This window comes from Micromonospora sp. WMMD708, from assembly GCF_049315245.1.
Taxonomy (GTDB): domain Bacteria; phylum Actinomycetota; class Actinomycetes; order Mycobacteriales; family Micromonosporaceae; genus Micromonospora; species Micromonospora wenchangensis.
This window is the reverse complement of the sequence record NZ_CP186060.1, coordinates 1,369,475-1,382,584: the sequence shown is the minus strand read 5'-3', so window position 1 is coordinate 1,382,584 and position 13,110 is coordinate 1,369,475. Positions and strand designations below refer to the sequence as shown.

At 72.7% G+C, this 13,110-nt stretch carries 13 protein-coding genes; 5 read left to right on the top strand and 8 right to left on the bottom strand.

Annotated features, from left to right (window positions below; translation table 11 throughout):
* The first annotated feature begins 219 nt into the window (after positions 1-219).
* Complete coding sequence (gene serS, locus ACN260_RS06375; RefSeq protein WP_422755117.1) at positions 220-1,506, top strand: serine--tRNA ligase; 1,287 nt, start codon at positions 220-222, stop codon at positions 1,504-1,506.
* 49 nt (positions 1,507-1,555) lie between these two features.
* On the opposite strand, the gene ACN260_RS06370 is transcribed toward serS, so the two are convergent.
* From ACN260_RS06370 to ACN260_RS06355, 4 genes are read right to left on the bottom strand one after another with little or no spacing between them, the layout of a single operon-like run.
* Positions 1,556-2,410 carry a cytochrome c biogenesis CcdA family protein gene (locus ACN260_RS06370; RefSeq protein ID WP_422755116.1) on the bottom strand — a complete coding sequence of 285 codons (855 nt, stop codon included), beginning with the start codon at positions 2,408-2,410 and terminating at the stop codon, positions 1,556-1,558.
* A complete protein-coding gene (locus ACN260_RS06365; protein ID WP_422755115.1) occupies positions 2,410-3,033 on the bottom strand; it encodes a TlpA family protein disulfide reductase in 624 nt (207 codons plus the stop codon). The genes ACN260_RS06370 and ACN260_RS06365 overlap by 1 nt, the downstream gene beginning before the upstream one ends.
* 21 nt (positions 3,034-3,054) lie before the next feature.
* Positions 3,055-4,521: an NADH-ubiquinone oxidoreductase-F iron-sulfur binding region domain-containing protein gene (locus ACN260_RS06360; RefSeq protein ID WP_421483639.1), complete on the bottom strand. Its 1,467-nt coding sequence runs from the start codon at positions 4,519-4,521 to the stop codon at positions 3,055-3,057.
* A complete protein-coding gene (locus ACN260_RS06355; RefSeq protein ID WP_422755114.1) occupies positions 4,518-6,323 on the bottom strand; it encodes a hypothetical protein in 1,806 nt (601 codons plus the stop codon). Before ACN260_RS06355 ends, ACN260_RS06360 begins: the two co-directional genes overlap by 4 nt.
* A gap of 245 nt (positions 6,324-6,568) precedes the next feature.
* Between ACN260_RS06355 and ACN260_RS06350 the strand changes: the two genes are divergently transcribed.
* The 4 genes from ACN260_RS06350 to ACN260_RS06335 all read left to right on the top strand — a co-directional run bounded on the left by ACN260_RS06350 (position 6,569) and on the right by ACN260_RS06335 (position 9,636).
* Complete coding sequence (locus tag ACN260_RS06350; protein WP_422755113.1) at positions 6,569-7,456, top strand: L,D-transpeptidase; 888 nt, start codon at positions 6,569-6,571, stop codon at positions 7,454-7,456.
* 246 nt (positions 7,457-7,702) lie between these two features.
* The gene (locus ACN260_RS06345) at positions 7,703-8,548 is read left to right on the top strand and encodes an alpha/beta hydrolase (RefSeq protein WP_422755112.1); all 846 of its coding nucleotides are present in this window, start codon (positions 7,703-7,705) and stop codon (positions 8,546-8,548) included.
* Positions 8,549-8,615: 67 nt separating this feature from the next.
* Positions 8,616-9,443 carry a helix-turn-helix domain-containing protein gene (locus tag ACN260_RS06340; protein WP_422755111.1) on the top strand — a complete coding sequence of 276 codons (828 nt, stop codon included), beginning with the start codon at positions 8,616-8,618 and terminating at the stop codon, positions 9,441-9,443.
* On the top strand, positions 9,436-9,636 hold the full coding sequence (locus ACN260_RS06335) for a DUF397 domain-containing protein (protein WP_422755110.1): 201 nt from the start codon (positions 9,436-9,438) through the stop codon (positions 9,634-9,636). Before ACN260_RS06340 ends, ACN260_RS06335 begins: the two co-directional genes overlap by 8 nt.
* 157 nt (positions 9,637-9,793) lie before the next feature.
* Here the strand turns inward: ACN260_RS06335 and ACN260_RS06330 are convergent, their stop codons facing one another.
* Genes ACN260_RS06330 through ACN260_RS06315 form a run of 4 tightly spaced genes read right to left on the bottom strand, consistent with a single transcriptional unit; the run spans position 9,794 to position 13,106 of the window.
* Positions 9,794-10,204: a hypothetical protein gene (locus ACN260_RS06330; RefSeq protein ID WP_422755109.1), complete on the bottom strand. Its 411-nt coding sequence runs from the start codon at positions 10,202-10,204 to the stop codon at positions 9,794-9,796.
* Entirely contained in the window at positions 10,201-10,482 is a 282-nt protein-coding gene (locus tag ACN260_RS06325; RefSeq protein WP_422755108.1) for a hypothetical protein, read from the bottom strand. The genes ACN260_RS06330 and ACN260_RS06325 overlap by 4 nt, the downstream gene beginning before the upstream one ends.
* 55 nt (positions 10,483-10,537) lie before the next feature.
* A complete protein-coding gene (locus ACN260_RS06320; protein ID WP_422755107.1) occupies positions 10,538-10,945 on the bottom strand; it encodes a hypothetical protein in 408 nt (135 codons plus the stop codon).
* The gene (locus ACN260_RS06315; protein ID WP_422755106.1) at positions 10,938-13,106 is read right to left on the bottom strand and encodes an ATP-binding protein; all 2,169 of its coding nucleotides are present in this window, start codon (positions 13,104-13,106) and stop codon (positions 10,938-10,940) included. Before ACN260_RS06315 ends, ACN260_RS06320 begins: the two co-directional genes overlap by 8 nt.
* Positions 13,107-13,110 lie beyond the last annotated feature (4 nt).

Here is a 13,110-nt window from a genome sequence, read left to right as displayed (position 1 = left end):
CGCCTGCCGTCAGGCCGGACCGGGCACGAGGCAGAGGGCCGGATGGCCAAGGCAGGCGCGTGTCCGTCGCCAGCGGCGGGTGCGGGTGGCACCGGTGCGGGACCTCCGCCCGAGGGGCCCAGGGCGGCGGGCGTCAGCACCGGGGCCGGGGGACGGCGGGCGCGACGGTAGCATCGGAGGGTCCCACCCTGACCGCCTGGACGGAGCGTACGCAGCAGCATGCTCGACATGGAGTTGATCCGGAAGGATCGCGAGGCGGTGGCGACCGCGCTCGCGAAGCGACTGGATCCCGCCGAGGTCAACCGGGTCCTGGACGACATCCAGCGACTCGACCAGGAACGCCGCGCCCTGATCACGGAGATCGACGCCGAGCGGCAGCGCCGCAAGGCCGAGGCCCGGGCGTACGCGCAGGCGAAGCGGGCCGGCACCACGCCGGAGTCCGTCGCGCCGGAGGTCGAGCGCAAGCAGCTCGCCGAGCTGGAGTCCCAGCTCGACGAGGTGCAGTCCCGGCTGCGCGGCACGATGAGCGAGCTGCCCAACCTACCCGCCGACGACGTGGTGCCCGGCGGCAAGGAGGCCAACCGGGTGGTGAAGACCTTCGGTGCGCCACCGGTCATCGAGAAGATCCGCGACCACGTGGAGCTGAGCCGGGCACTCGGCCTGGTCGACCACGAGCGGGGCGTCAAGCTCGGCGGTTCGGGCTTCTGGATGTACACCGGCCTGGGCGCCCGGCTGGAGTGGGCGCTGATCAACTGGTTCATCGACGAGCACGTGCGGGCCGGCTACGAGTTCCTGCTCCCGCCGCACCTGCTGCTCGACACCGCCGGTTTCGCCGCCGGGCAGTTCCCCAAGTTCTACGACGACGTCTACCACCTGGACCGGGAGTCCGCCCCGCGCGGGCAGTTCCTGCTGCCCACCTCGGAGACGGCTATCCTCGGCGCCTACCAGGACGAGATCCTGGAGACCTCCAAGCTGCCGCTCAAGGCGTTCGCGTACACCCCCTGCTACCGGCGGGAGGCGGCCGGTTCACACTCCGACGAGCGCGGCACCGTACGCGGGCACCAGTTCAACAAGGTGGAGATCTTCCAGTTCACGTTGCCCGAGCAGGCCGACGCGGCGCTGGAGGAGATGCTCGCCCACGCGGAGAGCCTGGTCGAGAAGCTGGGCCTGCACTACCAGCGCAGCCTGTTGTCCGCCGGTGACGCCAGCGCCTCGATGAGGAAGACCCTCGACATCGAGGTGTGGATGCCGAGCACCGGCAAGTACAAGGAGGTGTCGTCGGTCTCCTGGGCCGGTGACTACCAGGCCCGTCGGGCCGCCATCCGCTACCGCGAGCCGGGCGGCAAGCAGACCCGGTTCGTGCACACGCTCAACGGTTCGGCGCTGGCCACCAGCCGGCTCTTCCCGGCCATCCTGGAGCAGTTCCAGCAGCCCGACGGTTCGGTGCTGGTGCCCGAGGTGCTCCGCGACCGGCTCGGCACCGACCGGCTCACCCCGCTGCGCTGAGGCGTCCGGTAGGCGGCGGGGTCCTGCGGGCACCCGCCGCCCACCGTCCTCACGTCCGTTCGGCGTCTGCGGTGCGGGTTCGGCCACGGTGCCGCAGGGCCGCCACCGCGAGCAGCACGACCAGCAGCCCGGCGAGCACCGCCGGGCCGGCCGTGTCCAGCGCCGTCACCAGCATCCGTTGCATCCGGGCCGCGCCGACCACCACCGGGTCACCGAAGGCGTCGTGCCGACCCTGGGCGAGGCGGACCTCGTACCAGCCGTACCAGGCGACGTAGCTGCCGGCGACGAGCAGCACCACACCGCTGAGCCGGGGCACCCACGCGCCGACGCCGCGCAGCCCACGGACCACCCGGCCGCGCAGGAGCGCCACGCCGAGCGCCGCCACCGTCACCACCAGGCCCATCCCGATCGCGTACGCGACGAACAGGGCCAGCCCGCGCAGGGTCGACCCGGCCTGGAGGCTGGTCACCACGATCGCCAGGAACGGGGCGATGGAGCAGCTCAGCGACGCCAGGGCGTACGCCATGCCGAACAGCGCCATGGACGGCAGCGAACGGGTCAGCCGGGGGGCGCGGGCCGACGGGCGCGGGGTGGGCAGCCGGCGGCCGGCGAGCAGCCAGCAGCCCAGCGCCAGCAGGCCCAGCCCGAGGGTCACGGTCAGCCAGGGCAGCCGGGGGCGCAGCCAGTCGGCCAGCGGCGCGACGGCCATCCCGAAGGCCCCGAACACCACGACGTACCCGAAGGTCAGGCCGGCCGCCGCGGTGAGTGCCCGGCCGACCGTTCCGCGACCGTCCGCCGGCCCGGCGACCAGCAGGGACAGGTACGCCGGCAGCATCGCGAAACCGCACGGGTTGACCGCGCCGAGCATCCCGGCGGTCAGCGCGAGCAGCAGCGGGCCGGTCATCAGCCGGCCAGCGCGGCGACCCGGCGGGTGAGGTCCTCGCCGTCGAGGAAGCCCTGGTGGACGACCTTCCCCTCCCGGTCGATGATCAGGAAGGTGCTCTGTTCGACGATCTCGAAGCGCCGCCACAGCGCGCCGGCCCGGTCGTCGATCTGGGTGGTGCCGCCGAGTTCGAACTCGGTGACGAAGCTGCGCATCGCCTTCTGCTCGCCGAGGCCGGCGACCCCGACGATCGGCACCGTGTCCCGGTACTTCGGGGCGATCTCGGCGACCGTCCACGCCTGGCTGGCGCAGGTGGCGCACCACGGTGCCCAGAACCACAGCACCACCGGGCGGCCGGCCAGGGCGGCGGCGGAGAACGCCGTACCGTCGAGGGTCCTGGCGGTGAAACGCAGCGCGTCGGGCACCACGGCCGGTGCCCCGGTCGGGGTGGGCGCGGCGGACGACGGCGCTGCGGACGACGGCACGGCGACCGGGACGGCGACCTCGGCGGCCGGCTGCGCCGCCGTCGGCCCGACGGCGCAGGCCGAGGCGGCCAGCAGGGTGCCGGCCAGGGTGGCGGCGAGGGCGAGCCGGGCGGCCGGTCGACCCTCCGGCCCGTTGCTGGGTGACGACGACGACCGCATCCGGTGCTCCTCTCGGTGGTGCTACTCGGCCTCGACCAGCCGCAGCGCGAGTTCGGGACAGACCTTGACCGCCTTCATCGCACCTTCCTTCAGCCAGGTCGGCACAGGGGTGGACGGGAAGGCGGGGTAACCGTTGCCGTCGAGCCGGATGAAGTCCGGTACGACGTGGGCGCACAGCCCGTGCCCGTCACAGCGGGACCAGTCCAGGGTGAGCTTGCGGGGGTTGGCGTCGGGCGCTCCGGGCAGCCCCATCACGCCCTTTACCCGCTTGCCGCACCCCTCACCGGTGGTGTGCTGCCGCAGGTCGTCGGCGAACACCTCCATCGCGGAGAGGGCGAAGCGGGAGGTGCCGTCGGGGTGGCTGCACGCGCCCCGGCCCTTCACGTCACCGGCCGCGGCCCGGACCACCTCCACCGGCGCGCTGCCGGAGACCGCCAGGTCGACGGCGCGGGCCAGGTCGGGCAGGCCACGCTTGCACGGCCCGCACTGGCCGGCGGACTCCCCGGCGAGGTAGCGGACCACCTGGGCGGCCTCGCCGAGCGGGCAGGTGTCCCGGCCGAGCGGGATGATGATGCCGGCGCCCAGGGTGCCGCCGACGCTGGTGAGGCTCTTGCGGGTGATCTCGGCCCGCTGCGCCGCCTCCCAGGTGATCCAGCGGCCGTGGTAGCCGCCCATCAGGATGCCCGGCCCCTCCGGCACCTCGCACAGGTCGAGGATGTCCCGCAGCGGGGTGCCGGCGGCGCACTCCACCACGGCGGCGCGCTTGGCCTGGCCGGTCACGGTGAGCAGCACGGTGCCGGGCTCGTCGTCGGTGCCGAGCGCGGCGTACTCGTACGGGCCGAGCCGGGCGGCGATCGCCACCTGGGCGTACGTCTCGGCGTTGGACAGCAGGGTGGGCAGGTTGCGGACGCCCGAGTCGCTGGACCGTTTCTTGGTGCCCGGCGGGATGTGCGGCAGTCCGTTGATCCCGTTGACCAGCGCGCCGCCCTCGCCGGAGATGAACCGGTGCGGCACGGTGACGATGGTGGTGGGTACCGGCATCCGGCGTTCGGCGAGGGCGTCGGTGAGCGAGTCCCGGCCGATCAGGTCGTCGGCGACACAGAGCACGATCTCCTCGGCGTCCAGCGCGTACGCGGCCAGGGCGGCGCCGTCGAGGATGAGGTGCGGGGCCCGGGTGAGCAGTACCTTGTCCTTCCAGCTCGCCGGCTCCCCCTCGGTGGCGTTGACCACCACCACGGCGGGCAGGTCCTGCCGTTCGCAGGACTCCAGTACCGCCTTGAACTTGCGGTAGAACGGGAAGCCCGCCCCGCCCTTGCCCTTGAGCTGGATGGCCTCGGCCAGCCGGAGCAGGTTGGCCGGTTCCATCGGGCCGATCGGCCCGTGCTCCATCTCGTGGGCCATCAGGTCGAGCCGGCCGAACTCGGCGAAGCCGGCGGTGAGCCGGGGCTCGCCGATGCAGGCGACCGGCGGGACCTTCGTGCGCATCACTTGGCCTCACCGCGCAGCCCGGCCCAGTACGCCCCGTCGACGGCGTCCGCGTTGGCCTTGCCCTTGCGCCGGCTGCGGCTGTCGCCGGTGGCCTTGCGGGCCCGCCGGGAGGCCAGGTCGACCAGGGTCGGGGTGTCGTCGACGGGGATGTCGTCGGCGACGTAGCGGGCCGGCGGACGCCAGTAGTCCGGCTCCTCCGGGACGTCCGCCTCGACGCTGTGCCGGCCGGAACCGCTGCGCGGGGCGGCGGAGATCGGCTCGGCCGAGACGGGCCGGCCGGTGTCCTCCCAGCGGCGCGGGCTGTCCCACGGCTCCTCCGGCTCCTCGCTGCGCCGCCGGGGCGGGGCCGAGTAGCGGGCGGCCACGTCGTCGTCGCGCCGGGCCCGGCGACCGGTGGAGACGGGGGCGATGTCCTCCTCGTAGCGGGACCGCCGACCGCCGGAGACGGGGGCCGCGTCCTCCTCGTACCGCGAGCGGCGACCGCCCGACACCGGGGCCACGTCCTCCTCGTAGCGGGTACGCCGACCACCGGAGACGGGGGCGACGTCCTCGTCGCGGTCGCGACGGCGGCTGCCGGAGACCGGCGCGACGTCCTCGTCGTAGCGGGACCGGCGGCCACCGGAGACGGGGGCCACGTCCTCCTCGTAGCGGGACCGGCGACCACCGGAGACGGGGGCGACGTCCTCCTCGTAACGGGACCGGCGACCGCCGGACACCGGGGCGACGTCCTCGTCGCGGCGGCGGGGCCGCTCGTCGCGGTCGTCCCGTTCGACGGTCCGGCGGCGCGCGGCCGGTTCCAGGTCGCGCTCGCGGCGGGGGGCCGGCGCGGTCTCCTGGGTGGTACGGCCCCGGCCACCCCGGACGGGTTCGCGCAGGGTGCCCGGTTCGGGGACGACCGGGACGGTGAACCGCTCGGGGTCGCGACGCCGGGCGCTGCCGGTCGGCGCGTTCCAGGACGGGGCGAGGGCGGCCTCGGCCCAACTGCTCCGGCTCTCCTTCTCCTCCTCCTTCCTGCGGCCGAGCCCGGTGAGCAGCGTCCGGCCCTTGCCCTCGTCGACGCCCTTGCCCGTCATGGCCTTGTTCAGCGCGGCGGCCTGCTGCTGTTCGCGGCTGCGCTTGCCGAGGTAGACCGACAGCCGCACCATCAGCGCCACCACCACCAGCAGGACGCAGGCCAGGTAGCTGAGCACCACCCAGGACTTGGCGGCCCGACCGGCGTTGAGGCCGTGGAACAGGGCGAACGGCCAGGACAGGTACGCCAGGGAGTGCAGGCTGCGCCAGAACCACTTGGGCCCGACCCCGGCGAAGCGGACCCGGACGATGCCGGTCCACAGCACGCTCACCATGAGGAAGGCGGCCACCGTGCCGAGCCCGACGTAGAGTCCGCTGCCACCGATGAACGGCACCACGGCGTCGGTGGGCCCGGCCCGACCGATGGCGATCTTGGTGATGACGTGGAAGACCAGGCCGACGACGCCGAGGATGCCGGTGGCCCGGTGCGCGGACTGCAGGAGCACCCGGTGCCGGATCATGAGGACCAGCCGGTCGGTGGCGAGCAGGCCCATCATCACGGTGAGGCTGAGCGACACCAGGGCGACCACCCCGGCGAAGAACTCGGTGAAGAAGAAGCCGTACGCGTACATCGCCGCGCCGTTGCCGGTCATCTCGACGCCGGCCCAGAGCAACCCCAGCGCGGACGCCACCATCAGCGCCATCGTGCCCTTCGACACTGTCCGGACACCACGGCTGCTGGTGGAGGTCCGGACCGTCGCCGCCTTCTCGTTCTGCTGTGCCCGGGCCATCTGCTCCTCGATCGTCTAACGGCGGCGCCACCACCGGCCGACCCTGCTCCCACCTCCAGTACGGACCTCCGGCGCGTACGGATCAGTGCCGCCGCCGAAAATTCTCGGCGGATCGTCGAACCACCCCGGTCCGGGACGCGTGTAAGGCTCGGCGTACGGCGTCCCGGCGCGTGGGCGGCCGGGGATCGGGGGCCCGTCGGGACGATTCGCGCCGGGTGGAGCTACCTGCCCCTTAGAGTGGTTTCGTGGCTTTTGACCGGATGATCGAACGGTGGGGCCGGGGGCCGCTCGTCGCCGTCGTCGGCGTAGCGGCCCTGCTGGTGCTGGCCCTGCTCGTCGGGGTGGCGCTGCGCTCGGACGCACCCGCCCCGACCCGGCGGGCGGCGGCTCCACCACCGCCCGTGGCCGTCCCGCACGAGGACGAGACCGTGCCGCCCGCCGCGCCGGCCCCGCCCGGCCTGCCCGTGATCGACTACGACCCGGCCCCCGCCGGTTTCCCGGCCGATCCGCACCCGCTCGACGTCACCCCGTTGACCGAGGGCGTCACCCCGACCCGGAACATCGCCGCGTACGACGCACCGGGCGGACGCCCCCGCGCCCTGCTCGCCCCCACCATCAGCGGGGTGGAGCTGACCATGCCGGTGGTGCAGCGGCGCACCGGCTGGACGGCGGTCCTGCTGCCCTCGGCGAACCGTCGACTGGCCTGGCTACCCGAGGGGGGCTGGAGTCCGGTCGTCCTGCGCGACCAGATCGTGGTGCAGCGGCGCACCCACCAGCTCACCTGGTACCGGCACGGCCGACCGGTGCACACCTGGTCGGTCAGCCTCGGCCAGCCCGGCCAGGAGACCCCCCTCGGCCGCACCTTCATCCTCGGCACCACGCCGCCGCCCGAACCGGTCTACGGCGGGGTGGACGTCTTCGCCCTCGGCGCCGTCCCCGACGACCCGGAGGCGGTGCCCACCGGGCTGCGGGGCGCGCACATCGGCCTGCACAGCTGGCAGGACGACGACACCCTCGGCGAGGACGTCACCAACGGCTGCATCCGGCTGACCCGCACCGCCCAGCGGACCCTCCTCGACGAGGTGCGCCCCGGCACCGAACTCGTCGTCGTCGACGCCCTGACCACGTCCTGAGCCGGCCACCCCGCCCCGCCGCACCCGCCGCACCCGCTGTGCCGCCGCGCCACCGCACCCGCTGTGCCCGGTGATCAAGAGATTTGCGTCGTCCGCCGGGCCGGATCCTGACGTAAACCTCTTGACCACCACGCACCTCCACAGGGGTGACGGTGGTTCTCGGCTGGCCGTGGGTGGGGCGGGGCATCGGGGGGTCGATGGTGGGTATGCGGCCGGGGTCGGGTGGGTGAGGTCGGGGAGGACCGCATGCGGAACGCGTCGAACGGGCAGGTCGACACGGTGGTGCTCGTGCACGGGCTGTGGATGACACCACGCAGTTGGGAGGGCTGGGCCGAGCGGTACGCCGCACGCGGGTTCCGGGTGCTCGCCCCCGCCTGGCCGGGCTTCGACCGGGAGGTGACCGCGCTGCGCGCCGACCCGGGGACGATCGCCGGCACCACCCTGCGGCAGATCATCGACCACTACGCGGCGGTGATCCGCGAGCTGCCCGGCGCACCGATCGTGATCGGCCACTCGTTCGGCGGGCTGGTCGCGCAGGTGCTGGCCGACCGGGGGCTCGGCGCGGCCGTCGTGGCGGTCGCGTCCGCGCCGGTCAAGGGGGTGCTCCGGCTGCCGATCAGCACGCTGCGGGCGTCGTACCCGGTGCTGCGCAGCCCGGTCAACCGGCACCGGGGGGTGCAGATCAGCCCGGACGAGTTCCGGTACGCCTTCGGCAACACCCTCCAGCCGGACGACTCCGACCGGGCCTGGCGACGCTACGCCGTCCCCGCCGCCGGGCACGTACTGTTCGAGGGGGCGTTCGCCAACCTCGACCCGCACTCCGCCGCGGCCGTCGACACCGGCCGCGACGACCGGCCGCCGCTGCTGCTGATCGCCGGTGGCCAGGACCACGTGGCCCCGCCGTCGCTGGTCAAGGCGAACGCCGGGCTCTACCAGAAGTCCCGCGCGGTCACCGCGTACCACGAGTTCCCCGACCGCTCACACTTCACGGTGGGTGAGCCGGGCTGGGAGGCGGTCGCCGACTACGCCCTGGACTGGGCGTTACGGATGGCACAGGCGCCGGCGACGGCGGGCGGCCCGTCCCGCCGCTGAGCCGGGGCCGCCCCGGCTCAGCGGCGTACCCTCACCGCCACGCGCGCCGCCGGGAGCACTCGCCGTCGTGGTCGGGGCGGAGCAGGCCGCCGAGCAGTTGGACCGGGCACGGGCCACCCTGCACCGGATCGAGAACGGTGCCGAGCACGTCCGCTACCGGCAGGCCGACGTGCAGCAGATGCTCGGCCTCTACGGGGCCTCCACCGAGGACAGCGAGTTACTCCTGGCCATGACGGCGGCCACCCGGGAGAACAAGAACTGGTGGCACGACTACGTCGGCTCCGGCCTACCCCGCTGGTTCCAGCTCTACATCGGCCTGGAGGCCGCCGCATCCAGAATCCGCAAGTACCAGCCCGAGCTGGTACCCGGCCTGCTCCAGACGCGTGCCTACGCGGAACAGGTTTTCCGGATGCCTGGAGGCTCGATCGACGCCGAGGACCACGACGAGCAGCAGCGCGCCATCCAACTACGAGTGGAACGACAAGGGCTGCTCACCCGCTTCGCCGCACCGCAACTCAGCGTAATCATGAACGAGGCAGTTTTGCGGCGTCCGGTCGGCGGCCCCACGATCATGGTTGAGCAGCTACACCAGATCCTGAAGGCTACGGAGCTACCGAACGTTACCGTTCATGTGCTGGAATTTTCTGCGGGACTGCATGCCGGGGCGATGACCGGCGCATTCTCGATCATGGACTTTCCCCTCGACGAACGCGGCAAGGAGGTGGAGCCACCGGTGACCTACCTTGAGGCTGCAACCGGGGCCATCTATCTCGACAAGCCACACGAGATCTCTGCCTACAACAGCATCTGGGCCGACATGACAGACCGGGCGCTGAACGAATCCCAGTCCAAGTTGCTGATCCAGCAGATCGCAGAGGAGTACATCCGTGCCTGACCTGACCGGTGCCATCTGGCGCAAGTCCACCCGCAGCAACAACGGCGGCGACTGCGTCGAGGTCGCCGACAACCTTCCCGGCGTCGTCGGGCTGCGCGACAGCAAGGACCCGTCCGGGCCCACCCTCGCCTTCGCACCCCGGGCATGGACGCGTTTCCTGGCGAGCCTCAAGCAGCAGCCGCCCCGGGGCTGACAAAGACCGGGCAGCCCGGCTGCGCCTGCGCAGGCAAGCCTGACTGATCGTTCGACCGTGTCGGCCTACCCGCCGGGCAGGCCGGCACGCACCGTCACCACCGGCACCCGTTCGCTGTCGTGGTCGGGCCGGCGCAGCGAGCACTTTTCCGGGAACCTCAGTCCCAGGTCTCGCTGATGTCGAGGATCTCCATTCCCGGGGGCAGCGCCGGCGTCAGGGCCTTCGGATCCCGGGTGACCAGATAGCAGCGGTAGAGCACAGCGGTGGTGACGGCGTGCGCGGCATCCAACGACACCTGTGTGCGCGCCGCCAGCCGCGCCACCCGCCGGCTCGTGGCGGCGTCGTAGACGGCCACCTGAATGTCACGGTCCTCGGTGAGCAGCAGGTCGAGCAGGGCGGCGGAGGCGGTACCCGCCAGTTCGAGCTGCGCCTGACCTAGGCAGAGCGCGGGCACCCACAGCTGCTGCTCCGGGTCCTCCTCGGCGAGAGTGATCATGGCACCCGGCTCGACACTGGTTCCCGAGGCGTAAGCGAGCAGCGCAGAGGTGTCGAGGACCAGGCCGTTCACGCGGCGGCGCTGCCGTCCTCGTCGAACTGGCGAAGCCAATCGAGATTCCGGGCATGCTGCTCGTCACTGATCGGGGTAAGAGCTGCCAGACGACTCCTCGTGGACTCGACGTCGTCATCGGTGACGACGTAACCGAGCTGCGCCCAGCGGGCCCGGAGGCCGTCCGCCCGCATCTTCCGACGGAGGACTCCCGCGATGAAACCGGACGTGTTGCCCTGGGTGCGTTCGACGTAGGCGGCCACGTCGTCGGGCAAACTGATCGTGATACGGCGAGTCATACTCTCAGCATAGCCGCTGCATACTGACGATCGGCCATCACGTCACGACGCGCCGTCACCGCCGGCGGTGCTGCTGTGTGGGCAACCCCACGTGCACCCCGCCGGAGATGTCGCGCGCCTGTACCACCGGGCCGGTGACCTGACCCGACACCGTGTTGGTCACCGCGTCCGCCCGTACGGTCGTCTGGTGGAAGCTCGCCCAGCGGCGGCGTAGCTCCTGGTCGAAGTCCGGATCATGGACGGCGGCGTCGGCCAGTGCCCTTCGCACCGCGACGGCCCGGTCGTCGCCCCCGCCGGACGCGGGCTCGGCGGCGAGCGCGGCCCGCAGCGCGCGGTGCTCTGCCGCCTTCCGGCGGACGAGACGCATCACCGACGCGAGGGCTTCCCGCGCCGCGCCGCTGAGGCCCTCGACGGCGCGGGTCGACAGTGCCACGGCGACCGCCGTGAGAATCGGGTCATCCATCCTGTTCCCCCTGCTGCTGCGGCGCGGCGTCGTGGTGGTCGAGGGCGGCCAGGCGTCGTCGTACGTCCGCCGCGAGAGGATCGTCGAGTTCCAGCAGCGTCAGCAGCGCGTCGGCCAGGGCTTCGCGGGCGGCGTGCGGCTGGTCGAGCCGGAGGTGGGCGTCGCCCTCGTACGAGCGGGCCAGGGCCGCGTGCCGACGGTCGCCGAGTTCGCGGAACAGCGCGGCGGCCGAGGTCACCGCCGCCAGGGCCGGGGCAGGCTCACCGGCGTGCAGCAGCGTCTGCCCCCGGTGGAGAGCGACGAGCCCCTGACTCCACCGGTTCCGCAGCCGCTCGAACACCGTCGTCGCGTCGTCATACGAGACGAGGGCCTCGGCGTAGCGGCCCGCGCCGCGTAGCGCGTTGCCGAGGCTCATCAGGGCCAGGCCGATGCCGCGTTCCTCGCCCAGCTGCCGGAAGGTCCGCAGCGCCTCCCGGGCGTAGCGGGTCGCCTCGGCGAAGTCACCCCGGTCCTCGTCAACGAGGCCGCACCCGCGCAGGGCGTACCCGGTGGTCCACGCGTCGGCGACCTCCCGTGCCGCGTCCAGTGAGCCGGCGTAGCAGCGCCCGGCCTCGGCGAGGTCCCCCCGGTCCCACCAGGCGTCGCCGAGGCTGAGCAGCAGCCACCCTTCGGCACGGCGGTCACCCAGGTGACGGGCGCAGTCCAGGCCCGCGAGGTGGCTGTCGATCCACGCCTGCCAGTAGGACCGGCGCTCGAAGAAGGCCATGCTGGCGAGCGCGATCTGCCAGCCGAGCCGGTGGTGGCCCCACCCGGGCGCGGCGCGGACCACGTCGAGCAGGTTGAGCCGTTCGTGCTCGCACCACTTCAGGGCGTCGTCGAGCGTCGTGTCGGGTGGGACGTCGACGTCGGGCAGGGGCCGGCCCTGCGGAAGGATCGCCCGGTAGGCCGCGTAGGCGTGGTGCAGGTACCACCGCAGCAGTCGCTCCCGGGCGGCGTGGACGGCCCCCGGGCTCTCGTCGAGGGTCGCTCGTTCCATCGCGTACAGCCTCAGCAGATCGTGCAGGCGGAACCGGTGCGGTCCGCTGCGGGTGAGCAGGTGCAGTCCGACAAGCGAATCGAGGTGGCGGCGCGCGACCGAGGGGGCGATCCCGGTGAGCCGGGCCGCCGCGTCGACCGCGATGTCGGCTCCGGGGTGCAGGCCGACCAGCCGGAACACCCGCGCCGTCTCGGCCCCCAATGCCTGGTACGACCAGGAGAAGACCGTCCGTACGGCCGACAGGTCGTCGTCCTCGACGGCCAGGGCGTCGAGGCGGCTCTCCTCGGCGGCCAGCTCCTCCACCAGCTCCGCGAGCGGCCGTTCCTCGTCGAGCCGGGCGCGGTCGGCGACGATCCGCAGGGCGAGTGGCAGGTGCGAGCAGAGCGCGATCAGCCGGGCCACCGCCTCGGGTTGCCCGTCGACCCGCTCAGCACCGATGGTGACCCTGAGCAGCCGGGTCGCATCGTGGCGCGACAACACGTCCAACACCGCCCGGATGGCACCGTCGCGCACGGTCAGCCCGGAGAGCCGGCTGCGACTCGTGATGATCACCATGCAACTCGGTGCGGCGGGGAGCAGCGGCCGCACCTGCTCGGCGGTGGCGGCATTGTCGAGCAGGATCAGCATCCGCCGGCCGGTGGTCAACGACCGGTAGAGCGCGGTGCGGTCGTGCAGGTCCCGGGGCACCTTGTCGGCGGGCACGTCCATCGCCCGGAGGAAGCCGTCGAGGGCCTCGTGGGGGGTCAGTGGCGGAACGGCATCGTATCCACGCAGGTTGATGTAGAGGTCCCCGTCGGGAAAGCGTTGCCGCACCCGGTGCGCCCAGTGCACGGCCAGCGCCGTCTTCCCCACTCCGGCGCTGCCCGAGATGGTGGAGATGGTGACGACGGGCAGTTGCGCCTTGTCGGTGATCAGTTCGACCTCGTCGAGCAGCGAGTCGAGTTGCTGAATGTGCACCTCGCGGTCGATGAACCCCTTGGTCGCGGGAGGCAACTGCCGCGGTGACGGCAGTGGCGTTTCCGTGATCGTGCGCAGGTTCACGTCGCCCTGAATGAGCCCGGCCTGGACCACCGCCCCGCTGCGGCCGGAGAAATCGTTTTCCACCCGGCGCCGGTCGTCACCCATGACA